Raw genomic sequence first — 26,305 nt, 5'->3', positions numbered from 1 at the left:
GGGTTCCACCCCAATGAGGCCTGTTCCACAGAACCAACACATCACAGCTGCTCGACCGCACCGATGGCCATGCGGAGACGTTGCTCCCGGCTGCCATTTATCAAGATCCACGGCAGCTCCCGGCGATCCAGTTCATCGCGAAAACGATTGGTCATCCACTGGCGCAGATGCTCCCCGTCTCGCAGTCCATCCTGCGTGAAGGGAATATCGCAGTCGGTAAGTAGGTAGAGATCATAGTGACGCTCGCTGGAGATCCTCGCGACCTCCTCGGAGCAAGCTCCCATGTAGCGCTCCTGCCAGATGCAGGTTGCAAGCACGTCGGTATCGCAGATGAGTACGCGATTCGCGCCTTTCGCCAACTGATCTTCGAGGACTATCTGCTTACGCGCGATCAGAACGAATTCTTCGTTGCTCCACTTGTAATCGAAGATGGCCTCAGTCCCGACCCTGACTTCGGTGTACTCACGCCCGTATTCGGGAACCCAGACGGTCTTGAAATGCGCGGCCAATTCCTGAGCAAGCGTAGTCTTGCCTGTGGACTCGGCGCCGACAATCGCTACTCGCTTGATCATGCCGTGACTTCTTTGCCGCTTAGGGTTTGGCGAAGCGACAGTCTTAGCTGCCATTGGCGCAGGCCAACGATGCACATTCCCAGAAAGATGGCGTAGAGAACGCTCGTGAGATACAACCGCTTGTAACTGTAAAGCGCGATGTAGATCACATCGACGGCGATCCACCACCACCAGTTCTCAACGACTTTCCGAGTCAACATGTACTGAGCGGTGAGACTCATTGCGGTCGTGAGCCCATCCCATAGTGGAACCGTGCTATTGGTGTATCGGCGTAACAGCTCTTGAAAGAGCACGGTTCCCGTGGCGGTGAGCGCGATGTAAACGAGCATTCCCACTCGCGAAGTACGGCTTATTTTCAAACGCGATTGGGCTGTCCCACCCCGCAGCCAGTTCCACCACCCGTAGATCGAGATCAAAATATAAAACCACTGCAGCAGAGAATCCGCGTATAAGCCGGAGCGCCAAAAGACGACGACATAGAAGATGTTATTGGCGATGCCTGCGGGCCAGTTCCAGACGTTCTCCTTCACCTGCAGCCAGACACAGATGGCTCCGGTAACAAAACCCAGAAGCTCGGTCCAATTCATGAGACAGGTAGGCAGCTTAACATCCGATCGATGGGAGGGGAATCGCGGACGGCCTAGGGACGGATTTTGAGGAGGGTAGAAGCGTTCCTGTATTTTCGTCCCAAAACTGGAATTCGAAGCTCCTGAATTTTGTAGACGAGTCCCGTTTGTAATATTTCAGAATGACAGCAGAAAGTTAGTCCATCGCAATCAATAAGTTATAGCGATTCGTGATTGGTAGGGAGTTTGCTGATAAGCAGTTGGCTGTTCCTCGACAAAATCAAAAACTCATCCCGGTGGTATTCAAGAGATCCACCGATACAGGAGACGGTACATGCAAAGGCTCTCCAGCATTCTTCGATTCATCGCTATCGGAGTCGCTTTACTCACTGCCGGCAACGTCTTTGGGCAGACGCTGGCGACCGTGCAGGGTCAGGTGACCGATCCGAGCGGGGCGGTGATACCCGGCGCGACGGTAACGGTGACGAACACCGCGACTTCGGTTTCGCAAACCGCGAAAACGGATTCGAGTGGAAATTACCGGATTCCGGCACTTCCGATTGGCACATATGACGTGGAAGTCCAGGCCTCAGGTTTGGAACGACAGCGCGCAAAGAGCCTGATCCTTGAAGTTGGACGAACCAGTGTACAGAACTTTCAGCTGAAGATTGCTCAGGCGAGCGAGGTGGTTACCGTTGAGAGTGAGATTCCGGTTGTTGAATCGACGACGATGACAGTGGGCCAAGTTATGGATCCGAAGAACGTGCAGCAGATCCCGCTGAATGGCCGCCACTTCGTCGATCTGGGCTTTCTTATTCCTGGCTCTGTTACCCCGCCGTCAAACGGCTTCTTAGCTCAGCCAATTCGCGGACAAGGTTCGTTGGCATTCAATACTGCTGGGCAGCGAGAAGATACGGTCAACTTCATGGTCAACGGCATCAACCTAGCCGACATGGGCAACGGCCAGATCACATTTCAGCCAGCGATCTCGACACTTGATGAATTCAAGGTTGATAACTCAACCTACAGCGCAGATGAGGGCCGCAACTCCGGCGCGATTGTGAATATGGCGACCCGCTCAGGAACGAACCAGTTCCACGGAGAAGCTTTCGATTTCATGCGCAACAACTACTTCGATGCGCGAAACTTTTTCAATAAAGTCGGAGTGCAGCAATCGCAGTTCATTCGGAACAATTTTGGTGGAGCTGTCGGCGGTCCGATTATTAAGAACAAACTGTTTTTCTTCGGCGCCTACGAAGGGTTGCGGCAACGACAAGGACTCACTCTGAGTACAACCGTGCTCAACGCAGCCCAGCGCAACGCGGCGCTGGCTTCCTCCGACGCGACGGTGCGGCAATTGGTTCCGCTGATTCCGCAAGCCAATGATTCCACGGGTTCGAAGTTCCTAGGTTCGGCATCTGCACCAGTGAAACTCGACCAATGGACTGGCGACATTAGCTACAACGTGAGCGACAAAGACCGAGTCCACGGCTATTACGCACTACAGAAAGACGTCCGGACTGAACCGACCGATGCCGGAGCCGGTAGCACTGTCCCAGGATATGGGGATCAGCGCGTAGCGCGGCGTCAACTGTTCACTCTAAACGAGAGCCATGTGTTTAGTCCTAACGTGGTCAATGAAGCCAGGCTCGGTTTCAACCGCATCCATATTACGTTCCAGCCAGTGAACAATCTGGATCCTACGAAGTTCGGAATCAACAATGGCCGCAGCGGCCCGGTCGGCATCCCTGAGATATTCGTTCAATCCATTGGATTGGACTTTGGTGGCGTATCGGGATTCCCGCAGGGACGTGGCGATCTCACCTCCGTACTGAGCGATAGCGTCACGTATCTACGCGCCAAGCACAGTTTCAAGTTCGGGTGGGAAGGCCGCCAGGTAAATGACAATGGAACCTTTAGCCACGACATAGGATTTGTTCAGTTCAGTAACCCAACGGATTTTATCAATGGTAACGCTAGCCTATACACAAACGGCGGCGATGTGAGTCCGCACGTCATTCAACGCGCCCTTAGCTTTTTCGCGATGGACAGTTACAAGGTAGCTTCGTATCTCACCCTGGAACTTGGCCTGCGGTACGAATGGAACATGACGCCATTCGAGAAGGACAACCGACAAAGCGAATTCCTACCCGCGACCGCCACGCTCGTCCAAGTCGGCACCAGCGCCCTACCGTTGCTTTATCAACAAAACAATAAGAACTTTGAACCGCGGCTAGGGTTCGCCTGGGATGTGTTTCACAACGGGAAGACGGTTGTGCGTTCTGGGTACGGTTGGGCAGTCGACCAGCCATTACCTCTACAATTGAACGGCAATCCCCCATTTGCAACCGCGTCGCGTTTTTCTACAACTACAGCCAAACCGTTCACGACGTTCGCAACTCTGGCATCTGACGCGGCAGCCAGTGGGGCCTCCGTGAGCACCGTTGACCAGAATTATAAAAACGCTTACGTTCAGTCTTACAACTTCAACATCCAGCAGGAGATCACACCTTCGACGGCAGTCATGATTGGATATTTTGGGTCGAAGGGAACACACCTGCGGCAGAACATCAACCTCAACCAGCCGTTCTACACCAATACATCTACCGGTGCACAGTCACGGCCCTTTCCTAGCGTTGCCGCCAACAGTCCGATAGCTCCCAACCTTACGCTTGGAACTTCGCTTACCGACCGAGTTAGCAACGGAAACTCTAACTACAACGCTCTGTGGGTCACAGGCACGCGCAGGCTCGCCGCAGGATTACAGTTCTCGGCGAACTATACCTGGTCAAAGTCTCTGGACTATGCCTCGCAAACCGGAGCAGCGGTACCCGAGAACAGTTTAAGCGTTCGGCAAGACTATGGTCTGTCGGACTTCGACGCACGCAACCGCTTCGTCTTTACCGGTTTGTATGAACTGCCGTTCAAGGCCAATCGGCTGGTCGAAGGCTGGCGCGTGAGTGGCGTCCTCACACTGCAGTCCGGAAACCCGTTGAATATTTTGGCGGGTGCTCCTATTGCTGGGCCGGCGGGAAGTGGAATTCCCGTGGGCTCGTCCACTTTGTTTACTGGCGTTGCGACAAACCGGGTAGATCAGATCGCTCCGGTGTCGATTGTGAACCAGATCATTACCTCTGGTACGCAGGCTGGCAATATCCTGTGGCTGTCGCCGATATGTGATCCTCGTTTCGGTGCGTGCGCTTCGGGATCTTCATTCGCGTTGCCAGTTCAAGTGGTTAACGGCGTGAACATCTATCATTTCGGGAATGTGAGACGAAATTCCGTCCTCGGTCCAGACTTCAAGAACCTGGATTTTTCTTTGGCAAAAACAACGAGACTCACAGAGCGTCTGCGCCTGGAGCTTCGGGCGGAAGCGTTCGATCTCTTCAATCATCCCAACTTCGGCAACCCGAACCGTACTGCAGTAACAAGCGCTGGAAACACTTTCGGGGTGATCAGCTCTACTCGATTCCCGAATGGAGACTCTGGTTCATCACGGCAGCTACAATTCGCGGCAAAGATGATTTTCTGAGATACGTAAGACGAAGCCCGGTCCCCTTGGGACCGGGCTTTTCTTTTGCTGTGCGAGCGTGAGCTACTTTGGAATTACAGGCTTCTTCTGGCTCTTGCGGTCGTACACGTAACCGCCTCCGCCGCCAGCGAGTGCCCCGATTGCCGCACCCTTCTTGCCGCCGGCGAGTCCGCCGATTGCGGCGCCACCCAGGGCCGAGCCCCCAACGATCATGGCAGATTTCTTTTTGGAACGCCGCTTCGGCACTGTCTTTTTAGCGGCAGTCTCAAGATAATAATGACTTGGCGAGACGACTGGTTGCGAGTTCTGCACGAGCCGTGCGCCTTCGAAATTTTGTGCTGGCAGACTGATCGCTGCAAGCAACATACTTGAAAGAACCCATTTGGGCTGCTTCATTTGAGATCCCTCCCGAAACAAACAACGGTCCATGCGCGTGAACGTCGGCCGGTGTTGTCGAATGCTAATTGTTGTTTTGTTGGATGAGGCGCGAGAACAGGGAGTTGGAGACGAACGCGAGCTGCCGGAACATTCTCGGCCGAGGGCAAAACGCAAAACCAAGAGCAAAGGCTCACGCGGATAAACGCGGATTCTGCGGATTTACGCAGATTGTTTTGGAATGGAACTACGTCAGGAGTGCGAGCTTCATGATTGTCTTCCATTCCTGAACGCGTGGTGAGCGGAGCTGCCCCGAGCATTTTGAAAATCAGCGTGCATCCGCAGAATCCGCGTTTATCCGCGTGAGTTTTTGCTCTTCTTGTTAGCTCGTGCTCACAACTCAGGCTTCAGCAGATCGGAAATTGTTTCACGCTTGCGCACGAGTTTTGCGGACTTGTCTTTCACCAGCACCTCTGCAGGGCGGGTACGGGTGTTGTAGTTGGAGCTGAGCGACATTCCATAAGCGCCAGCGTCGAGGATCGCCAGCAGCTCGCCTTCGGCTACTTCCGGCAGTTCGCGATCGTGGGCGAAGAAGTCTCCCGTCTCGCAGATGGGACCAACAACATCGAACACGCCTTTGCTCGAATTCTGCTGCTGACGGACCGGCACGATTTCGTGGTGTGCTTTGTATAAAGAAGGACGCAGAAGGTCGTTCATGGCAGCGTCGGTAACCATAAAGCGCTTGGCGCCGTTTTGTTTGACGTAAATGATGCGCGTAAGCAGTGCTCCGGCGGGTCCGACGATCGTCCTTCCTGGTTCCAGCAGGATATGCACCTTAAGGCCATCGAGTCCTTGCAGTAGCGCCTGGGCATAATCAGAAACTCTTGCCTCGAAGTCGAATTCCGTTTGTGGCGAATAAGAGATTCCCAGACCCCCGCCGGCGTCCACATAACGAACATCGTGCCCGCTGCTCTGGAGTTCTCGCACTAGATCGGCCACGCGTTTCATCGCTGCCATGAATGGTTCCACGCTTAGAATCTGGGATCCGATGTGGACGCTCACGCCTGCCACCTCAAGCCACCTGGAGCGAGCTGCCTCCGAGTAGAGGTCCCACGCTCTTTGAATGGGCACGCCGAATTTGTGTTCGCGCAGCCCCGTCGAGATATAAGGGTGAGTCTCCGCAAAGACATCTGGATTCACGCGTAAAGCCATGCGCGCCCGTTTCTTCAAGGCAGCCGCGCGCTCTGCTAAGACGGCCAGCTCGCTCTCGCTCTCCACGTTGAAGACCAGAATTCCCGATTTCAATGCAAGATCGATTTCGTCGCGGGTCTTACCCACGCCTGAGAACACCACTCGTCGCACGGCGCTCTTATCGGCGCGGATCACGCGTTCGAGCTCTCCTCCGGAGACTACGTCGAATCCCGCCTTCATTTTGGCAAGCATTTTCAGAATGCTGAGATTTGAGTTCGCCTTTACCGAGTAGCAGATGGTGTGTGGCATGCGCCGGAACGCTGAGGTGAATGCTTTGAAGCGATCAGCGATGTGCGTAGCGGAATACACGTACAGCGGGGTTCCGTACTTTTCGGCCAGGGCGGCAAGCGGCAGCTCGTCGCAGAAGAGTTCTGCTGTGCCGCTATTGGGATGATCGCGATAGTGGAACGGACGTTGTGGAATCTTCAAGGTTGGATAGATCGCTTTCAGAGTAAGTGTAGATGCAGAAGGTTCATCACTTGTTCCGAACTATATAGACACTGTCATCCCCCAGGCCGCCGCATAGTTGTTTCGGATGTCAGCAACGTCGCAGCGGCCTGGGGGATCTGCTTTTTGATCACTCTCCAAACAGCAGATCCCCCGCGCCGCAAAAACAACGTTCTCGATGATGAGAATTGTCGCAGCGGCGCGAGGGATGACAATCCAAGAAGAACGGTACGCAACGAACAAGACGACTGGAAAACCCATTCTGGCGCGTTATCTCACCTTCACGGCCAATACGGTTTCGTCATCGAAAGTTGCGCGAGTGCCGCGATGCGTATCGACGGCATCGAAGATCAATTGCACCAGTTCGTTTGGCTGCATGCTGCAATTCTTTTGTACGATCTCCTCGACGCGCTTCGGACCAAACTGTTCGCCGGAGGCACTGATTGCGTCCAGAATTCCATCGCTTACCAGAACGAAGACATCGCCTGACTCAGCGTGGACAGTCACCTCGTCGTAATCCGCTTCCTCGAACAAGCCGAGAGGCAGTCCCGTGCTCTCAATGCGGCTGATGATCCCATTTTTGCAAAGAAAAGGCCGCGGAAGGCCGGAGTTGGCGAACGTCATTGTGCGGGAATCGTCGTCCCAAACTGCGTAGGCGAGGCTGACATACTGAGCTTCGATCCTACGCTCGTTCAGCGATAGGTTGATCGCGGAGAGCATTTGCGCCGGATGTGGCTCCAACGATGCTGTCGATCGCAGAAGACCGCTGACTAGCGCTGCGTAAAGAGCAGCGGGCGCACCTTTTCCGCTTACATCCCCAAGCACCAGCGCCACGCGATCGCCGCTGTACTCGAGAAAATCAAACATGTCGCCGCCGATCATCAGCGCGGGCTCGAATTTAGCCGCGATATCAGCAGACTTGAGCCGTGGAAGACTTTGCGGCAGCAACCGAATCTGAATCTCGCGCGCCATGGAGAGATCACGCTCCAGCCTCTGTTCTTCGCGCGCGATGCGCTCATAGAGTCGTGCATTCTCGATCGCGATTGCGATCTGTCCAGCCAGTGTCGTGAGGGTGCGTACATGATCCTCGTTGTAGTAGTTGCGGCGAGTGCTCTCAAGATCGAGCACGCCGATCGCAGTCCCTTTGTAGAGCAGTGGGACGCAAAGTTCCGAGCGTGTTTCCGGATTGAGCTGGATGTAGCGTGGATCTTTGCTCACGTCCGGGGCTAACACCGCAGTCTTCTCTTGAACCGCATAGCCCACTAGCCCCCGTCCAAGGGGAATGTCGTGCTTGAGGTGGATGTTCTCCTGATATCGCAGCGAGAACCGGTGCACGAGCACAGCGCGTTCGGCGTCGACGAGCAGGATGGAGAACATCTGGTATTCGATCACGCGCGTGAGCAGCTCACCGATTCGCTTGAACAACTGATCGACGTTAAGAATCGACGTGAGTTCGCGGCTGATCTCGTTCAGAACTGTCAGCGTTTGCGCCTGCCGTGCTACCCGGGTATACAAGCGCGCATTTTCGATCGCGGCGGCGATTCGCGAAGCGACAATCGTGAGGATGCGGTTATGTTCGTCGGTGAAATAACCTTCCTTGCTTGCCTGGATATCGATCACGCCGATCACGCGCTTCTTTGCGATGAGCGGCACTGCGAGTTCCGAGCGGACGATTGGATCGGCGTTGATATACCGCGGCTCCTTGCGGACATCGTCGACCAGAACCGAGCTGCGTCGCTCAACGGCCATCCCGGTGACGCCCTGACCGACTTTTATCTTTAGACGCTCTGTCTCGGGTGTATGCCCAATCTGGAACCGGATGCGCAATTCCTGTGTGCGTTCATTCAGCAGGAGGATGGCGAAGATCTCATAGTCGATGACTTGGCGAACCAGCTCAGCCACTCGTCCCAACAATTTGTCCATCTCGAGGGTGCTATTGAGAGTGTCGGCAACCTCGATAAGAAAATTCTCGAGCCGCATGGAGATGGCTGCGGCATTTCCCACGATCGCAGCGCTCGGGGCCAGCTTGTCCTGCACGGGCGCACCATTCCCAGCAGCTGGCATTGTCGCCTCAGCTGGCGCATTCTGTGCGGGAGACTTTGTGCGAGTGGAACTCATAATGCAGCATTCGATGATAGCGCGAGATGCGTCTCAGGTCGCCGTCTATGCAGCGAAGTGTGCAGAAGTGCGCGCGAGCGGGGTGTGGAGACGAGAGCCTAGACGGATTTCGTGCGAGCGGACTCTACGATGGAGACACTTGAGCTGGTTCCGATTCGGTTCGCACCAGCCTCAACCATGGTCTGAGCGTCTTCAAAGGTGCGAATTCCGCCAGAAGCCTTCACTCCGAGCTTCTCGCCCACCACCCCGCGCATGAGGGAGATGTCGGCTGGCACTGCCCCTGCATGAGAAAATCCCGTGCTCGACTTCACGAAGTCGGCACCGGCCGCCACTGCGAGCTGGCAGGCCAAGATTTTTTCTTCCAGGGAGAGCAATGCGGTTTCGATGGTGATCTTCAGTATGGCCCCGTTGTCATGAGCGATTTGCACCATCCCCTGCATGTCCGCTTGCACACGCACGCGATCACCAGATTTGAGTGCCCCAATGTTCATCACCATGTCGACTTCATGGGCTCCCAAGCGTATGGCATCCAGAGCCTCATACCGCTTCACATTAGTGGTATTGGCGCCAAAGGGAAATCCAACGACGCATCCGATCTTCACTCCAGTTCCAGCCAGGAATGAGGATGCCAGGGCGATGTAAGTTGGATTCAGCATTACGCAAGCGAAGCCATAGTCCAAGGCCTCACGGCAAAGTCGTTCTACTTCTGCATTCGTGGACTCTGGCTTGAGAAGAGTGTGATCGAGGATTGCAGCCAGGCGTTGCCAATCCGCTTGCGCCGGAGCTACCGCGATCTGTGGCGCTTCCGAAATCTCAATAGGCATGACCGAAATACGATTCTAACTCACTCGTCACCCAGAGCGGAGGGTGGAATCACACAGATGTCCGGCAGATTGCGATAGCGCTCTGCATAGTCAAGTCCGTAGCCGACGACGAATCTGTTTGGAATCGTAAAGCCTATGTAATCACCGTCGATCTTCTGGATCCGCCGCGCCGGTTTGTCGAGCAGGGCGGCGATCTTCAAACTTCTCGGCTGGTGCGCGCTCAGAACTCTGCGCAGATAACTCAACGTCAGTCCTGTGTCGAGGATGTCTTCCACCAAAATAATGTTCTGGCCCTCCACGGAGTGGTCAACGTCCTTCAGCAGGCGGACTTCGCCGCTTTGTTGATGGCCCTTGCCGTAACTTGAAGTGGACAGGAAATCGAATGTCGCATCGAGACTAATGCAGCGAGCCAGGTCAGCGAGGAAGATCGTTGCTCCTTTGAGCACTCCGACCAGGACAACTTTTTGTCCGGCAAAATCTCGCGAGATCTGCTCGCCCATCTCGGCAACCCGTTTGGAAATCTGATCGCGCGTGTAGAGAATTTCCAGTCCTGTGTGAATCGTTGCAGCGGCCATAGCCGTATTGTGCTCCTCGCGCTAAAAGAACGGCAACTGAAAAGCAAGACCAACTACCTACGCAGATGAACGCAGATTTCGGGAGGGACGCGGATCTTTGGAGATTTCAGATATCATTTGGGACCGCAATGAGCGACCAAGGCTTCAAGCACGTAGAACTAACCGAGACGCTGATTGGTATTTTCTTCGAGGTATACAACGAACTCGGTTATGGTTTTCTGGAAAGCGTGTACGAGGAAGCTTATTGTCTCGTTCTCACGTCGCCTGGTATCTCCTTCCAGCGACAGTATCCAGTGACGGTATCGTTCCGTGGAATGAACGTGGGTGAGTTTCGCAGTGATCTCGTAGTCGAATCATCGGTGATTATAGAAATGAAGGCCGTACAGAAACTGGATATCAGCCACGAAAAACAGCTTCTGAATTACCTGCGCGCCACAAACTTTGAAGTGGGACTTCTGCTGAATTTTGGACCCAGCGCGCAAATTCGGCGTCTCGCGTTAGACAACGCACGCAAGACAATCAGGAGAGCTGCAAGCTCCACGATCTAAGGAATCCCTGAGAATCTGCGTCCATCCTTCAATCTGCGTTCATCTGCGTGAGGGGTTTTGCCTTTGTCTTTGGCGCTGATGAAGGGTCGCTAATAGAATCATTATGTCTTGCGAGGAAACGCCTTGATTGACCTAAAAGGGAACAAGATTACGTGGCTGGGCCACTCGACCTTCCACATTGAAACCGCTTCAGGGAAGTCAATCCTCATCGATCCCTGGGTAATGAACAATCCGGCTTGTCCCAACGAAAAGAAAAGTTTTAAGAAGATCGACGTGATGCTTTGCACTCATGGGCATGGAGACCACATCGGTGATGCAGTAGAGCTCAACAAGAAGCACAACCCCAAGGTAGTGGGTGTGTACGAGCTGTGTCTGTGGTTGCAGAAGAAGGGTGCCAAACAGATCCTGCCGATGAACAAAGGTGGCTCGCAGACCGTCGAAGGCGTCCGCGTCACCATGGTGCACGCCGATCATTCTTGCGGCATCGAGGACGACGGACAGATTATCTACGGCGGCGAGCCTTGCGGATACGTGGTTGAAATCGAAGGTGGACTCAAGTTCTATCATGCTGGCGATACGAACGTCTTCGGCGACATGCAAATCATTCGTGAACTTTATGCGCCAGAGTTGGTAATGCTACCAATCGGCGATCTCTTTACCATGTCTCCCCGAGAGGCGGCTTACGCCTGCAAGCTGCTAAAGCCAAAGTTCATCATCCCCATGCATTTCGATACTTTCCCGGCTCTCACGGGACGGCCGCAACAGCTTGAGAAATTGATCGAAGGAAGCGGCGCGAAGGTCATCGCCATGCAGCACGGAGAAACGCTGTCCTGAAGTCTTGCGACCTCGATTCAGCGAGGAACTGCGGCTCGAAAAAACCTCTCACGGCAAACCGGGAACCTCAAAAAAGTTGCGGTGTCAATATCACAACGGTGGAGTCTGGCCGCGGTGCGCCTGTGAAAATCCCGCGCAAGAATGAGCGGTCGCTTGCATCTAAATAGTAAAGAGTCACAAGGCAGCTTGTTACCTGCAACATGGCTTGCTATGTTCGTGGTGCATTCTTATAATCAGCGTTTCTCTGCCAGAAGCGGTTGCTGATTGTGTTTGCTGGCCGCGGTCAAAAGGCGCAACCAACAGACGGTGGTACGTCTGCTGGACCGCGCCGGGTGGGTTGTCCGGTGCAAGCCGGGTTGTGGTTCAGAAATCAAAAACTTTTCGTGCCGAGTGACGCGGTCCGCCAATTTTATTGCTCTGGCCGGACAGCTAATGAAGGAGCTTCAATGAAGAAGTTGCTCGTGACGTCTCTGTTGGCATTTGCCGCTTGTGGCTTTGCCCAGGACTCCCAGAGTGCCCAGCCCGGGCAAACCGCTTCCGGTCAACAGGCCGGCGCTCAACCGCAGCAGAAGACAATCAAGGATCCTGCGGAATACAACGCCTACATGAGCGCGATTAGTAACAACGATCCGAACGCCAAGGCCCAATCACTCGAAGCGTTCTTGCAGCAGTATCCGAATACAGTCGTCAAAGAGGAAACACTCGAACAGTTAATGGGGTCATACCAGGCAGCGAATAATGCTGCGAAAACGACCGACGCTGCCAATCGGCTTCTGCAGGCAAATCCGAACAACGTCCGGGCTCTGGCATTGCTCACCTATCTCACCCGTGCACAGTGTGGACAGCAGACGAGCCCACAGGCGGCTCAACAGTTGTGTGGTCAGGCAGCCCAGTACGCGCAGCGTGGATTGCAGGCGGCAGACTCGATGCCTCATCCTGCTGGCGTGTCGGATGCCGATTTTGCAAAGCTGCAAAACGGTGTGAAGGTGATCTTCAACGGCGCCATCGGCATGGACGCAGTGCAGCGAAAAGATTACCCAACTGCACAAAAGGCGCTGTCTGCTGCTATATCTGTTCCAGAAAACGCCAACAATCTTCAGGATGTCTATCCATTAGCGACAGCATACTTACAGGCGAACCCGCCTGACTCTGTGACTGGGTTGTTCTACGCAGCGCGCGCGGTCGATCTTGCTCAGGGCAATCCAGCTGCTCAGCAGCAAATCGAGAAGTTTGCTCAGTATTACTACAAGAAGTACCACGGCTCGCTAGACGGATGGGACGAGGTCAAGCAGAAGGCGCTAAACTCTCCGGCCCCTCCGCCGGGATTCACGATCACGCCGGCTCCACCGCAGCCTACTCCGTGCGAGTTTGCCGACACGATCATGAAGCAAAATCCCGACGTCTCGCAGATGGCATACGGCGACTGGCTCTTCGTGCTCGGATCGGGCAATGAGAAGGACGCACAGCAGGTCTGGGCCTTCCTAAACGGCAAGGGTATTCCCGTGAGCAGTCCGGATCATGCGGCCAAAGTTATCAGCGCGACGCCGGACGAACTCCAACTCGCGACTACGGATGACAACATCCATGACGGCAAGGCTGATGTTACGCTGCGAATGGCCACTCCGCTGCCAGCCGCTCAGGTTCCACAACCTGGGACTCTGCTTCAGGGAAAGTGGGTCGGCAAAGCGACCAGCTATACGCCTCTCCCGCCGGCTGCTAACCAGGGCTCTACCGGACAGCAATCTGCGACCTCTGGACAGCCTCAGAATCAACCTGCTGGTTGCTTGCCGAACACCGGTGGTGGCGTAATGCTCACGTTGACCGAAGGTGCTAAGCAGGGAACTGCCCCCAAAAAGCCCGCGGCACCAGCGAAGCGAGGCACGGCTGCGAAGAAGAAGCCCGCGGCTCGCCACTGAACAGAGTAGCTTCGTATTTGGCAAAGGCAGCCAGCTTGGCTGCCTTTGCTGTTTCTGGAGATATGCTGGTTGGCTCCAGAAGGAAAACGGAAATCTTAGCGATCCAAACAGGTTATGGCCAAGCTCGTCTCACTCACGCCATCTTCACCCAATCCTTCACCTCTCCCTCCGAGTTCGCATCACGCTTCCAAGCACAAAGCTTTTCCGCAATCACGAAAGCTTGAGCAGGCGCTCAAAGAAGTCGTCAAAGGCGAAGTGCGATTCAGCGATGGAGATCGTGCGCTATACGCGACTGACGGCTCCAACTATCGGCAAATTCCGACAGCAGGATTCTTAGCTTGGGCTTTCTTTGGTCGGCGGAGTCGCAACTGAGAACTTATGCAGATCCGCAGCAACGACATCCAGCTCTACTACGAAACTATGGGCGACGGATTTCCAGTCGTGCTGCTCCACCCGTTTCCTGTGCATCATGCGTTCTGGACGCCATTAGCCGCCAGGTTCTGGACACGCTACAAGCTCATTCTGCCTGACCTGCGTGCTCACGGCCGCTCCGAAGTAGGAAATGGTTCGGCAACCATGGCGAAGCATGCGGAGGATTTGAGGCGACTGCTCGATGCCGAACAAGTTGCGAAGGCAGTCTTCGTTGGGGTCTCAATCGGCGGCTACATTCTCTTTGAGTTCTGGCGGAGACATCGCGACCGTGTTCAAGGGCTTGTCCTCTCAAACACGCGCGCAGAGCCCGATACCGAGCAGGGAAGGGCGAACCGCATGAAATCGATCGAAGATGCTCGCCTCCGTGGAACAGCGCATTTTCTCGATGCGCAAAGCCAACTTCTGATTGGTGAGACTACGCGGCGCAATCGCCCAGACATCGCAGCCAAAGCTCGCAAGATGATGGACGCAATGACAGTCGCTGGACTGGCGGCGATACAGCAGGGAATGGCAGAGCGTCCGGACTCCGTTCCCACCCTTCGAGGAATCGATGTTGAGACGCTCGTGGTCGCCGGGGAGGAGGACACTCTCACACCGATGGCGCACGCACAGGTGATGCAGCAGCATATTCGCAGAGCCAGACTGTCAGTGATCCCAAAGGCTGGACACTACGCCACATTCGAGAGTCCCAACGAATTTGCGCCCGTCCTATGGCAGTTCCTCAACAGCCTGCGGCTCAACTGATCATCGGGCCGAGTGGACCATCGGCTGGTTAGCGGATGAGGCAGCGAGGGCTTTTACCTTTTCCAAAGCATTTCGTGCTGCACTAGAGTTTGGATCTTGCGGAGCCAGCGCAAGGAAAGCTTGAAGCTCGTTCATGGCGTTGCTGTAGTCCTTCATTGCGAGCATCACATGTGCGCGTACGAGATGAATGGGAGCATAGTCCGCCTGATTCAAGCTCTGCGCTCTGGTTAATTGCTGCAGAGCATGGGGATAGTCGGCCTTCCCAACGTAGGCTTTCGCCATCTCGAAGTAGGTTTGCCAGGATTGCGGTGCCAAGGTGAGGGCACGGTCTGCCGATCGTAAAGCCTCATCAAACTTTCTAAGTTGGTTCAGTGCCGCAGTCATCGCGGTGTAGGCGAGGGCGAAGCCCGGATCAGAGTGAATTGCCTTGTCAAAGTCATTCATAGCCGCGTTCGGATCAGAACGATCGAGCGAGAGGACACCGCGAAGGGTTAACGCAGGGGCATAATCGGGAAAGATCTCCAAGGCTTTGGCCAAATACTTAGCGGTGTCCTCGGGCTTGTTCTTTGAAAGTGCAGCCTGAGCCTTATGATAGGCCTCCCGCGCCTTTTGCGGGACCTTGTATTCCGCCACTGAAACCGTTGCTTTTCCGTCTGCTTGCGCAGCTGCTTGATTGGAATTGTGCAGGCGTATTTTCAGGCCAATCGGTCCCTCAAGGCCGACTCGCTCATGTGCCTCCGAAAGTCCGGAAGTTGCTACGAGCTCGTATTGGGCGGAAGGAAGGTTGGCAAACTCGAATTGTCCCCTCGCGTTCGTGTAACCTGAAGCAACTGTCTGTCCCGTGTTTTCGTTGCGCAACTCAATGCGAGCATCGGCGATTGGCGCGCCATCGCTCCCAATCACGACACCTGAGACGCTGTTCAAGCTGGGGATCTTGGACGATGTTCCCGATGTTAAGTTGGGACTGAATATTTGAGAAAAACAACTGCCTGCGAAGAAGAGAATTGCCAGCAGAGTCGTTACAAATCGGCCTTTCATGGCCTGGTTCCTCGAGTCGTTCACGAGCATCGGGAGGTACCTTGTCACCCGTGGGGAACCTCGTACAGCGCTCGGCAACAGCGTAACCGCCGTGCTTCAGAGTGAGAGTTAGAGTTCCTGGGTTTAGTTGGCTGAGTGAATTCGGTGCGGTTAGAAATAAAAATCGTACAACCAGGCAACTATGTGGCGGCTGCTCTGGAGTGGAATTGAAGAAATGACGGACATGGTGATAAAACCCGCTAGGAATCTCGTTGGATCGATACGTCTTCCCGGCGACAAAAGCATCTCTCATCGCTATGCGATGTTGGCGGGGCTGGCGGAGGGCACAACTCGACTGCGCAATTTTTCAACCGGAGCGGATTGCGCCAGTACTCTCGCTTGTCTGCGGTCGCTTGGAGTGGAAGTGACGAGAGCTAATGGTGAGATTGCGATTATTGGACGAGCGGGTGAGTTGAGTGCTCCGTCAGTTCCTCTCGATTGCGGAAACTCAGGCTCAACTATGCGCATGTTGTCGGGAATTGTTGCTGGGCAGCCGTTCACGAGCGAAATGATTGGCGATGCTTCCCTCTCTCGCCGGCCAATGCGTCGCGTTATAGAACCGCTTACGCAGATGGGTGCAAAGATCTCATCAGAAGATGGTCATGCGCCCCTGCATATCAAAGGCGCAAGGTTGCGAAGCATCGAATACAGACCTCAAGTTGCGAGCGCGCAAGTCAAGAGCTCTCTTCTTTTTGCTGGGCTTCTCGCCGATGGCGAAACCAGTGTCGAGGAGCCGGTCCGCACACGCGATCATGGAGAAGTTGCGTTGCGTGCATTCGGCGCACGAATTTCCCGTGATAAGAATCGTGTAAGCATCCAGGGTGGCCAGCAGCTAAAGGCCATCGAAGCTTCTGTGCCTGGGGACATCTCCTCAGCCGCATTCTTTCTGTGCGCTGCCTCGCTATTTCGCGACAGCAATTTGGTCATCGACTCGCTGCTACTGAACCCCACTCGCGCCGTGCTCCTGGATGTGCTAAACGCTCTAGGAGCCCGCATCAGGATGGTACAGGTGGAAGAGCAGCATGGAGAGCTCGTCGGCACGGTGGCTTTGGAAGCCGGACCACTCAAAGGCATCCGCCTGGCTGGCTCGCAATCCGCAGCACTAATCGATGAAATTCCTGTGCTGGCGGCAATCGCTCCGTACACGCGTGATGGTTTGCTGGTACACGACGCGCGAGAACTCCGAGTGAAGGAGTCAGATCGGATCGCGGCCGTAGCCAAAAATCTCCGCGCTATGGGCGCGAAAGTCACCGAGCACGAAGATGGCCTGACCGTTCCAGGTGGACAGCAACTGCACGGAGCTGAGATCGACTCCGAACACGACCATCGCATTGCCATGGCGTTTTCGGTTGCGGCGCTTAGGGCGGACGGAGAGACAGTGATTCACGGAGCCGATGCGGCACAGATTTCATTCCCGGAATTCTTCCAAATGTTGGAAGGTGTGCTCGAGCGATGAAAAGGGAGCGCCCGGGCGCGCCCTTTCCTGAGTAAGTATCTACTGGGTGCCGGTTCTCCGCCTCAAAGTCGGCTGCGGACGTTTGCCGCCATTTAGCGCTCGACCCCGCGTAAGTTGGGAAAGTCGATTCCGTACCTGGTCGAAATCGCTGGTGTCGGTGATGTAGCTGTCGCGATCAGGAAAATTCTCAAGCATGTGCTCCGCTCGACGAACCCGGTCGTCCGTCATCGGATGCGTCATGAAGGCGCGAGCAACGAAGTTGTGTGGTTCTTTCCCCTCCGTCTCGAGCTTCTCAAAGAAGTCCACGAATGCCGTAGGATCGTAGCCCGCAGCGTATTGATATTGCATGCCCAGCAAGTCGGCCTCGCGCTCCGCATCGCGGCTGAACTTGAGGAACGAAAGCGGCATGGCAAATCCGGAAATCTGGCGAATCGCGAATCCCACCGGCCCGCCCAGAAAGATCAGTGGCAGGGAAGCATATTGGGTGATCTGCCCGCGCGTAAGGTTTTTAGTCGCATGCCGCGCGCAGACGTGAGCGATCTCGTGCGCCATTACGCCCGCGAGTTCGGCTTCATCGTCTGCCGCGAGAATCAGTCCGGTATTTACGTAGAAGAAACCACCGGGCAGAGCGAAGGCGTTTACTTCGTCGTCGTCCACGATCTTCACGACAAACGGTACCTTGCAATCAGAATGCTGAACCAGCAATTGAGCCTTGCGATTCACATATTCGGTGATCGCGGGATCCGTCATTAGTCGTGCACTCTGCTCCACCTGGAGCGACAACTCCCTGCCTAGCGCAATCTCCTTCTCGATAGAAAAAAAGTTGATCCCTTGACCTACCTCTCGATTCCCAATTCGGGAGGTATCGTACTTGGCCGGCACTACTGCGGTGCTGTGACGAGGAGCTTCGGAAGCCATGCGTTGTGCAGTATTAGGATGCCCAGGACGCGATACGTCGGAAAGATACGCGAGTTCGTCTTCGTCAGCAGAGGAGGCAAGCGGCGACCAATTGGAGGGATCGGGAGTGAGCTTGTACGACTTTGGCTCCGGCAGCGAACGCGTGCCCTTCGACTCCGGAGTTAAACCTAGCAACCTGTCGGTTAAGAGCCAGGGGCGCATGAATGCGGCGATGATTCTTGGATCGGCCTGCAGCGGATTGCGGCATAGTGACGTAGTCCAGCCCGCAAAGTCCGGGCTCGGATCAAGAGCGGTCTCAGTTACGGCGCGTGGAGTTGCTTGTGCCGGAACTGTCTGACCATTTACAGGGAGCGCAGCGATACAAGGCAACAGAATGGAAAGAAGCTTAAGGATCCTAAGCGAGAAACGACCAGGGACAAACATAGTGCCCACTTCCCGGGGGTGGCTTTCGAGCCTAACCATTGTAGGCCCGCCACGCAAGTGCGCGCCCACAGTTTTTCGCTGTCGGGGCAGTCACCAGGACGTCCGCTGGCGCGGAGTGCAACTTTGCAGCGCATGACAGTTAACAGCGGAAGTTGGGCAACCGAATTGGAATCACTTAGCGCTACAAAAAAGCCGCTGCTTAAGGGCAGAACAGGGCAAATAACAGGGGATTTTCCGCAATTCGATCGCGAAATCATTGAATTCTGCGCGAAACCCTAAATTGTCGCGTTAGAAACAGGGGATAACAGCGAATTCCGCGGCTTTCTCCCGGAGCCACTATCAACAAAGCCGTTGTCATTGTCTTGCAGGCGGACTGCAAAAAAAATCAAAGCAATACCCAGCCATACGCAGGGATACGCAGGCATACCTAGGGCATACGCATCGCATGCCCTAGGCTACTGATTGGTAGACGGATCGGTACGCACGGTATCGTTGCGTATGCCGCCACGCCAATGAACCACCGCGGCTGAGTGTTGCCGGGCTGAAGGCTGAGTTTTTTTTGCGAGATCCCAAGATTTAAAGGACTTAGTCGCCGAGATCCCACGAGATCCCATGGGGTCTCGATGGGATATCCCAGAATCCTCGGTGGGATCTCTGTGGGATATCCCAGAAATCTCGTTGGGATCATTCTGGGACTGTAGTGGGATTCGCATTGGGCAACCGTGCGTAGCCAGTGCCGAGTCGCCAGAGTCAAAGAGCTCGCTTCCCGAATTGGCACAGATCTTCGACACTGTTACTGCTGTGGTACCACGAATGCAAGCGAAAGGGAAGTGGCAAGACTGCCACAGAATGATCAAAAACCGTCGGTCTAAAGAGAACCCTTTCGGGGTTCTCAGCGAGCAGGACGCGCGGAAGCAGGTGCCGTAGCGAGGCAGTTTACCAATCCGCAATTGACGATTTCCCACAATAGCAATGCGCACGCGGACGTATACAAGAGGGAGACCAGCTCCCAACGCCGCTGCGGCCTCAGCCCTATCCGTCATTGACGCTTCCCCATCCAGAATGGGCCGACGAGGAGAAGGTTCGAGACGCGCTCAAAGATAGTTGGCGGAGAACTGCTTGGGGTCGGTGATGATGCGCAACGGACGGGTTCTATAGAAGGCGATGCCAAGCAACTCCTCTCCGATCTGTTCGGGAGATGTGTTTGCTCTTGGCATCGCCTCTTGTACAAGCCATCAGTTCCTGTAAACCGGATACTTTCCGAAGTCCGAGCAAGGTAGAACCAAGGTCCTATAGCAACACTGCAAGTGCCAGTCTATTTTCGACCGACGAACGGAAAAGGGGCATCGGATCGGTGGCGGGAGGTAGTTTGATCGCAATCGTGGACGATGAGAGGTCGGCAGGATTATAGCGAAGGGGCAGGGGTGCTCGCGGCTGTGGCTTTGGCCGATTTAGTCATGCTGCTCAATTCCGCATAGCTGCGCGCAGGGCGGCGGCTCACGATCAGCCAGTTCACAGAACCGATCATCAGCGTCAGCAATAGAATCAGGAACTCGCCTTTGCCGATACGGCTGACGAGTACTCCACAAAAGGCAATCCCGATGACGGCCAGGAGATCCCCTGCGGGCAAACGGAACCGTGGTCGCTCGGTACTCTTGCGGCGCAGGGTTGGTAGCGCTGCGCACGACAAAGCATACGTAACCAGCCGCGAGACAGCCATGAGCCGGGCGTTCCAGGTGAAGCTGCCGAGCAAGGCAAGTACCCACACCAGAGTGGCGACCGTGATGATTGAAATGTAAGGCGTCCTGTATCGGGAATGGACAGCGGCGAAACAGCGGGGAAAATCTTTTTGTTCGGCGAGCGCAAACAGTACCCTGGGGCCGGCAATCATTGCTGCCGCCAGATATCCCAGGATCGACAGCACGACGCCGATGCCGATGAGCCCAACGAGCGGAGTGCCACCGATAGTGTGCGCCGCTGCTACCAGCGGGCGCTGAGTTTGCGCCGGATCGGAGAGAGCGTGGACAGTCACAAACTGAATCACCACGTAGATGGGAGTGCAGATAGCCAAAGCGATAAGGATTGCGATCGGGGCATCGCGCTCCGGATTCTTTGCTTCTCCGGCGGGAATCAGTGCGGACTCAAATCCCACGTAGGCGACGATGGCCAGGAGCATTGCATTCAGCCAGGCATTCGTCGAATGCGACTCGTGAGCACTGAACACCGGAGTTCCGCGCGTACTGAGGAACACGCATCCCAGCAGGATAAAAGCCAGCAGTGGAACCAGTTTAGCGACGGCGAGGAGGTTGTTCGTTCCGGCGCCGATCTTCACTCCGCGGATGTTAAATGCCGCGAGCACGGCCAACAGAACCGTAATCGTGGACGCCGCGGCCAAGCGGCGGTCCAAAGGCGGGCAAAACTCGGCAAGATACACGGTAAGCAGATTTGCACTTGCCGCCGTCGCTGCCACGCGAGACAGCAAGTTCAACCATCCCGTCTGTATCCCGACGAATCGGCCGAAGGCGACTAGCGTGTAAAGATAAGGCCCTCCGCTTTCGGAAAAACGAGAAGCTAATTCCGCGAAGCAGCCGGCAATGACCGCAATGCCTGCCGCAGCAATCACGAAGACCAACGGACTTTGCCTGCCGGTTAACGAGGCTATCTTCGATGGCAGCCCGAAAATGCCGCTGCCGATCACAAGGTTGATCATGAGCGCCGCGAGGGACCAACGGCCAATCGCGCGCACTAGGCGTGTTTTTTCCCGCACTCCTTAAAATCGGATTTGGCTCACGAAAAACGACAGGTTTGAGGGTTCGCCCCACCCTCTTGGTCGTGCGATTTCCCCCTTCCGGATTCTTGACCCAATCGGGTGCCCTCGTTGTTATCGAAGGGCACGCGAAATCCTTGGAGTCGGAGCAAGAATCAAACAGGAAGGGCGCCAACACCACTGAGGAGTTTCGGCTGCCAAATCCATACCGGACCCCCGAGTTCGCGGCAAAAAGCAAAGACCCGAAAATGGCAGCGAGCGTTTGGAGTTGCAGCGGAGCGAAGATTACCATCTCGATACGATTCGCCGCGGGTTGGTGAAGAGATTTGTTCAGCGATCGGGGACTCAGCTTTTTGAGCCCGGGGCTACGCAAGGTTCACAAGATTCCAGGCGCAACGACTCTAAACAACTACTGGTGCGATTTGCTATAAACGTATGATTATAATCAGTTTATATCGCTCTATATAGCTCGGCTTGCCAGCTCTTTCGACCCCTCCGGCTGGTGCATTCGGAAACGGAATTTTGTCAACGAAAATTGCCGCAGCTCGGCCTCCGACAGGCCATGATCTTCTGACTTTTCGAATGGAGTTTTCACGAAGAAATCGGTTGGGAAAACCGGCTGTGGTTGATATTGTTGCTATCAGGTAACTGGCACCGGCGAGGGTGCAAGTTACCTTTTTGTTCTTGAGGAAACAAACTTATGAAGAAATCGTTTCGCTTGTTAATTGGAACCATCATGCTCGGAGCAGTGATCGTGGCTGCCAGCATTTCGCCTAACCAACCCGGCGTCGCCGGCGGAGCCCCTGTACCCGTGTGCCCCCCGGACGGGTGCGCCGTCAATTAGCAACCCGACAAGGTTTGCGTCGAAGGCCATGCTTTCTGCTTGAAGTTGGGCCGGGCAAGGGAATATCCTCCTCAAAACCAAGGGGACGATGCCCGGTCTGACACTTCAAGCAGCTCTGATATGGTTGTCCTGCCCGATTCTCCAGCTGCTTTGTGTCTATTTGTTGTATCGGCGTAAGTTGCTGAATCAGTTTACCTTCTTTGCTTCTTACCTCCTGTTTCTCACTCTGCTTGATGCGGTTCGCTTTCTCTGCTATCGCAAATTTGGATTGTCATCCTGGGCCTACTATTCGGTGTACTGGGTGGGGACGGCGCTGGCAAACATGGCTGCCATCGCGGTTCTCTATGAGATCTTCTGTGCCGCATTCAAACCTTTCGCGGGCTTGCAGGATTTGGCGAAGATAGTGTTCAAGTGGGCTGGCGGGTCAATCTTGTTCGTCGGCTTGGTGGTGTTCGTCAGCAATCCCGCATCGTCGGCTGGAGCCCCCCACCATTGGTTATCGACGAGTGTCCATGACTTCGAGCGAATAGTCGGCGTGTTGCAGTGTGCCTTGCTGATTTTTCTGTTCATCGGCTCTCAGCACCTGGGGCTTTCCATGAGGAACCGAGTATTTGGGTTCGCACTCGGATTCGGGTTCGATGCATTCTGCACAATTCTCCTATATACGGCTTTAAGCAGCTCCCATCTCAGCAAGATCCCGCTGTGGTCACAATTGCTCCCGATGGCGTACTCCGCCTCCCTACTGATCTGGGTGGGATATCTCCTTAAGCCGGAGCCCGCTCGCGAGTCGGTTCACATTCCTGTCACCTCTCCGCTGTTACGGTGGAACGAAGTCGCTCTGCAGTTAGGACACAGTGGCGGCAAGGTTGCGCTTCTCAACCCAGAGCCTTTCATGCCTCAGGTTGAGCGCATGGTCGAGCAAGCTATGCAAAAGGAAATCGTAGATCGCCGTCAACCTCGATACCATATGGAGCCCCGAACTCCGTCTTAAGATGCGGGTGGTCCATCCTCTTCTTCCCGTTTCGGATTTTCGCATCTGACTCCCAATCGGGGGCGAGATGCACTCTACTAAGTGCCCTTGTAGGCGCTGCCGACGGCAATCTTGCGAAAACGCGCCGGCGCGGCGCCGTGTCCCGTGCCCATGGTCTGCATGGGCTGGCCTTTGCCGCAATTCGGTGTGCCCCAGAGGCGCCATTCGTCGCGAGAACAGATCGCATCCATAGAGTTCCAAAATTCAGTGGTAATGCCGGAGTAGGACGGGTTCTTGAACATGCGGCCGAGCTTGCCGCCCTTGATCTCCCATCCGATTTCGCAGCCGAACTGGAAGTTGTAGCGCTTGTCGTCGATGGACCAGGAGCGGTTAGTCTCCATGTAGATGCCATCGTCTGTGCCGGAGATTAGTTGATCGAGCGTAAGCGGCTTCTGGCCGGGGAGGATGCTGACATTCGTCATGCGAATAAGCGGAATGCGGTTCCAGCCCTCTGCGCGCATGGTTCCGTTGGAGCGCTGCTCGCCGATGGTGTGCGCGGTTTCCCGAGACGAAAGGTAGCCGGTGAATTCTCCATTCGTGATGATGGGGGTGCATTGTGCCGGAACGCCTTCGTCGTCGTAGGCGAACGTTCCCAATCCGGGACCGTGTTGCTCAGTTGCGTCGGCGACTACGTTCACATCGGAGCTGCCATAGCGCAGGTTGCGCAGCTTGTCGATGGTGAGGAACGACGTGCCGGCAAAGTTGGCCTCCATGCCCAGCACTCGGTCAAGTTCGATGGGGTGTCCAATGGACTCGTGAATCTGCAGTCCAAGCTGCGACGATCCGAGGATCACGGTGAACTGCCCCTCGGGACACTGCGGCGCTTTGTGCAGAGCGACCGCTTCTTCACCGATGCGTTTGGCATTTTCAACCAGGCGCAGCTCGTCGATCAGTTCGTAGCCTTTGTTTTGGTACTGGCCACCAAAGGAGTTCGGGTATGACCTCTTCTGAATCTCGGTGCCGGCGAACGAGAACGCGTCATAGCCAACGCCAGTACTGAAACGCGTCTGATGAATGTCTGACCCTTCGCTTGAATAAAACCATTGCTCGTAGCGACGCAAAGTCATCTGCGCCTCTGCCAGCGTTACTCCTTCCACTGAGCGTAGTTCCTTATCGCAGGCCATCAACAAGGCGAGGTTTTGTTCAACTGATGTACTGAAAGGATCGATCTTGCAGGGATTGGTCCACTCAGCGACTATCGGCTTTTCCGGAGCAAGCTGGATGGGATGCTCCTGCACACGCGAAGAAGAGCGACCTATTTCAACCGCTCGTGCTGCCGTGGCTTCGATAGACTCGCGCGAAAGGTTGTCGGTGGAGGCAAATCCCCACGCCTTGTTGACCAGCACCCGAACACCGATGCCCAGAGACTCGGAGTCGGATGCGTGCCCGATTTTGCCATTCTTCGTGGCGAGTGCCCGTTGACGGTCACTGACGATTCGGGCGTCAACATACGAAGCCCCACGCTTCAACGCTGTGTCTAGCGCCCAGTGCGCTGCCTCTTTCATGGACATAGAAGAGCAGTATACAAAGGGTAGTTTCGCGCCTGTCAGCGCGTATTCCGTACACCGACAATCCCGAGGACGGCTGAGGAATACGCCTCACCGTGAAACGGCCCTCACACTCCCTTTTGATACTCTGTCTTCACTTCGAACATGCTCTCCCAAGAACGCATTCACGATATCTTTTCGCGCCTTCAAAAACTCTCTTCCGCTGACGAGGTTGAGGCGATCATCGCGGGCGGACGCAGCGCGCTCACGCGCTTCGCCAACAACACGATTCACCAGAATGTCGCGGAAGAAGGGTATGTAATCTCGATTCGCGTTGCTCTCGATGGCAAGACTGCGCGGGCCACCACGAATCGTCTGGATGACGAGAACCTGAAGCGAGCCGTGCAGTCAGCGGAACAAATTGCCCGTGTGCAGGAGCGGGATCCTGACTTGTTGCCGGTTCCATCTTCAGCCGAGGCGGGGAATGAGACTCCTGTTCAGCGGCACTTCGGAGCGACTGCGGCGATCAAGCCGGAGGATCGAGCTGCCGCTGTGGAACAGATTGTCAGTGTGGCGAAGCAGCACAAACAGATTGCGGCAGGAATCTATTCGTCTTCCGAGAGCATGGAAGCCCTGCTTAATTCGCGGGGATTGGCAAGGATTCATCGTCAGACGAGTTCAGAGGTCTCGATCACGATGCTCGCTGATGATTCTTCCGGCTGGCAGAAGGCGAACTCACCCAATGTTGCCAATCTGCAACCGAAACGCCTGGCCGAAGTCGCCGCTGAGAAGGCCGCTCACACGACTCGTCCACGAGAAGTTCCCCCAGGGAAGTACACGGTAATTCTTGAACCTGCAGCGGTCCTCGACTTGCTTGGGTTCATGTTCTTCGACTTTGGCGGCACAGCCCTCCTTGAACAGCGTTCCTTCCTGAACAATAGGGTTGGATACCGCTTATTCGGGGACAACATAACAATTCATGATGACGTGTACCATCCTCTTCAATCTGGAGCGACCTTCGACGGTGAAGGCGTAGCGCGTCGTCGGGTGACCCTGGTCGATAAAGGCGTTATTCGGGGTTTAGTGTTCTGCCGTGCTACCGCACGCAAGATGCAAGACTCGGATTTAGCCTCCCAAATAGGCAAGATTGCCCCGACCGGCCACGGGTTTCCGCTTCCAAACGAAATCGGTGATGCACCTATGAATATTGTTGTCGAGGGAGGAAATGGGGCAGCAAAGTCTGTTGGCGAGATGGTTACGTCAACGCAGCGCGGAATCTTGGTGACGCGCCTGTGGTATATCCGCGAAGTTGATCCTTACGAGAAAATCCTGACGGGCATGACTCGTGACGGCACATTCCTTATCGAGAAGGGGAAGCTGCAGGGCGGAGTACGCAATTTCCGCTTCAATCAAAGCTTGATCGATATGCTGCAAAACGTTGAAATGTTGAGCGGTTCAGTTAGGGCCAGTGGTGAGGAATCGTTCGATATGGTGGTGCCGGCAATGAAGGTGAACAGCTTTAATTTCACAGAATTAACAAAGTTTTAATCCGTGACAGGGTAACTTCTC

The 26,305-nt window shown here is 55.1% G+C and carries 21 protein-coding genes; 9 read left to right on the top strand and 12 right to left on the bottom strand.

Annotated elements, in window-relative coordinates; genetic code table 11:
- Positions 1-41 precede the first annotated feature (41 nt).
- Entirely contained in the window at positions 42-572 is a 531-nt protein-coding gene (locus VNX88_00515; protein ID HWY67109.1) for an ATP-binding protein, read from the bottom strand.
- Positions 569-1,159 (bottom strand): nicotinamide riboside transporter PnuC, encoded by a 591-nt coding sequence (pnuC, locus tag VNX88_00510; GenBank protein ID HWY67108.1) that lies wholly within the window; start codon positions 1,157-1,159, stop codon positions 569-571. The genes VNX88_00515 and pnuC overlap by 4 nt, the downstream gene beginning before the upstream one ends.
- Before the next feature lie 313 nt (positions 1,160-1,472).
- On the opposite strand from pnuC, the gene VNX88_00505 reads away from it, so the two are divergent.
- Entirely contained in the window at positions 1,473-4,670 is a 3,198-nt protein-coding gene (locus tag VNX88_00505; protein HWY67107.1) for a carboxypeptidase regulatory-like domain-containing protein, read from the top strand.
- 63 nt (positions 4,671-4,733) lie between these two features.
- Here the strand turns inward: VNX88_00505 and VNX88_00500 are convergent, their stop codons facing one another.
- From VNX88_00500 to hpt, 5 genes are all read right to left on the bottom strand, one after another.
- On the bottom strand, positions 4,734-5,066 hold the full coding sequence (locus VNX88_00500; GenBank protein HWY67106.1) for a hypothetical protein: 333 nt from the start codon (positions 5,064-5,066) through the stop codon (positions 4,734-4,736).
- A 372-nt stretch (positions 5,067-5,438) separates the two neighbouring features.
- Positions 5,439-6,725 (bottom strand): diaminopimelate decarboxylase, encoded by a 1,287-nt coding sequence (gene lysA / locus VNX88_00495; GenBank protein ID HWY67105.1) that lies wholly within the window; start codon positions 6,723-6,725, stop codon positions 5,439-5,441.
- Positions 6,726-7,013: 288 nt separating this feature from the next.
- A complete protein-coding gene (locus tag VNX88_00490; protein HWY67104.1) occupies positions 7,014-8,807 on the bottom strand; it encodes a SpoIIE family protein phosphatase in 1,794 nt (597 codons plus the stop codon).
- Positions 8,808-8,959: 152 nt separating this feature from the next.
- On the bottom strand, positions 8,960-9,685 hold the full coding sequence (gene deoC / locus VNX88_00485; GenBank protein HWY67103.1) for a deoxyribose-phosphate aldolase: 726 nt from the start codon (positions 9,683-9,685) through the stop codon (positions 8,960-8,962).
- Positions 9,686-9,705: 20 nt separating this feature from the next.
- The gene (gene hpt, locus VNX88_00480; protein ID HWY67102.1) at positions 9,706-10,260 is read right to left on the bottom strand and encodes a hypoxanthine phosphoribosyltransferase; all 555 of its coding nucleotides are present in this window, start codon (positions 10,258-10,260) and stop codon (positions 9,706-9,708) included.
- Between the two features lie 128 nt (positions 10,261-10,388).
- Here hpt and VNX88_00475 point away from each other — a divergent pair, with 128 nt between their 5' ends.
- From VNX88_00475 to VNX88_00460, 4 genes are all read left to right on the top strand, one after another.
- Positions 10,389-10,808, top strand: a complete 420-nt coding sequence (locus VNX88_00475) for a GxxExxY protein (protein HWY67101.1) — start codon at positions 10,389-10,391, stop codon at positions 10,806-10,808.
- 123 nt (positions 10,809-10,931) lie between these two features.
- Positions 10,932-11,642 carry a metal-dependent hydrolase gene (locus VNX88_00470; GenBank protein ID HWY67100.1) on the top strand — a complete coding sequence of 237 codons (711 nt, stop codon included), beginning with the start codon at positions 10,932-10,934 and terminating at the stop codon, positions 11,640-11,642.
- Between the two features lie 446 nt (positions 11,643-12,088).
- Positions 12,089-13,558 (top strand): hypothetical protein, encoded by a 1,470-nt coding sequence (locus tag VNX88_00465; protein HWY67099.1) that lies wholly within the window; start codon positions 12,089-12,091, stop codon positions 13,556-13,558.
- A 378-nt stretch (positions 13,559-13,936) separates the two neighbouring features.
- The gene (locus VNX88_00460) at positions 13,937-14,734 is read left to right on the top strand and encodes an alpha/beta hydrolase (protein ID HWY67098.1); all 798 of its coding nucleotides are present in this window, start codon (positions 13,937-13,939) and stop codon (positions 14,732-14,734) included.
- Here VNX88_00460 and VNX88_00455 read toward each other — a convergent pair whose 3' ends face one another.
- Positions 14,735-15,772 (bottom strand): carboxypeptidase regulatory-like domain-containing protein, encoded by a 1,038-nt coding sequence (locus VNX88_00455; GenBank protein ID HWY67097.1) that lies wholly within the window; start codon positions 15,770-15,772, stop codon positions 14,735-14,737.
- 223 nt (positions 15,773-15,995) lie between these two features.
- Here VNX88_00455 and aroA point away from each other — a divergent pair, with 223 nt between their 5' ends.
- Positions 15,996-17,267 (top strand): 3-phosphoshikimate 1-carboxyvinyltransferase, encoded by a 1,272-nt coding sequence (gene aroA, locus VNX88_00450; protein ID HWY67096.1) that lies wholly within the window; start codon positions 15,996-15,998, stop codon positions 17,265-17,267.
- Between the two features lie 39 nt (positions 17,268-17,306).
- Here aroA and VNX88_00445 read toward each other — a convergent pair whose 3' ends face one another.
- The 3 genes from VNX88_00445 to VNX88_00435 all read right to left on the bottom strand — a co-directional run bounded on the left by VNX88_00445 (position 17,307) and on the right by VNX88_00435 (position 21,354).
- Positions 17,307-18,608 carry a M48 family metallopeptidase gene (locus tag VNX88_00445; GenBank protein HWY67095.1) on the bottom strand — a complete coding sequence of 434 codons (1,302 nt, stop codon included), beginning with the start codon at positions 18,606-18,608 and terminating at the stop codon, positions 17,307-17,309.
- Between the two features lie 1,094 nt (positions 18,609-19,702).
- Positions 19,703-19,825: a hypothetical protein gene (locus VNX88_00440; GenBank protein HWY67094.1), complete on the bottom strand. Its 123-nt coding sequence runs from the start codon at positions 19,823-19,825 to the stop codon at positions 19,703-19,705.
- 188 nt (positions 19,826-20,013) lie between these two features.
- A complete protein-coding gene (locus tag VNX88_00435; protein ID HWY67093.1) occupies positions 20,014-21,354 on the bottom strand; it encodes an APC family permease in 1,341 nt (446 codons plus the stop codon).
- A 721-nt stretch (positions 21,355-22,075) separates the two neighbouring features.
- Between VNX88_00435 and VNX88_00430 the strand changes: the two genes are divergently transcribed.
- Together VNX88_00430 and VNX88_00425 are read left to right on the top strand one after the other, a co-directional pair.
- Positions 22,076-22,219: a hypothetical protein gene (locus tag VNX88_00430; GenBank protein ID HWY67092.1), complete on the top strand. Its 144-nt coding sequence runs from the start codon at positions 22,076-22,078 to the stop codon at positions 22,217-22,219.
- A gap of 88 nt (positions 22,220-22,307) precedes the next feature.
- The gene (locus VNX88_00425; GenBank protein HWY67091.1) at positions 22,308-23,210 is read left to right on the top strand and encodes a hypothetical protein; all 903 of its coding nucleotides are present in this window, start codon (positions 22,308-22,310) and stop codon (positions 23,208-23,210) included.
- A gap of 77 nt (positions 23,211-23,287) precedes the next feature.
- Here VNX88_00425 and VNX88_00420 read toward each other — a convergent pair whose 3' ends face one another.
- Complete coding sequence (locus VNX88_00420; GenBank protein ID HWY67090.1) at positions 23,288-24,760, bottom strand: TldD/PmbA family protein; 1,473 nt, start codon at positions 24,758-24,760, stop codon at positions 23,288-23,290.
- A 141-nt stretch (positions 24,761-24,901) separates the two neighbouring features.
- On the opposite strand from VNX88_00420, the gene VNX88_00415 reads away from it, so the two are divergent.
- Complete coding sequence (locus tag VNX88_00415; protein HWY67089.1) at positions 24,902-26,284, top strand: TldD/PmbA family protein; 1,383 nt, start codon at positions 24,902-24,904, stop codon at positions 26,282-26,284.
- The last annotated feature ends 21 nt before the right edge of the window (positions 26,285-26,305 follow it).

The organism is Terriglobales bacterium, from assembly GCA_035567895.1.
Lineage (GTDB): Bacteria > Acidobacteriota > Terriglobia > Terriglobales > Acidobacteriaceae > Gp1-AA112.
Note: the sequence above shows the minus strand (reverse complement) of the source record. Positions and strands in the feature narration are given on the sequence as shown.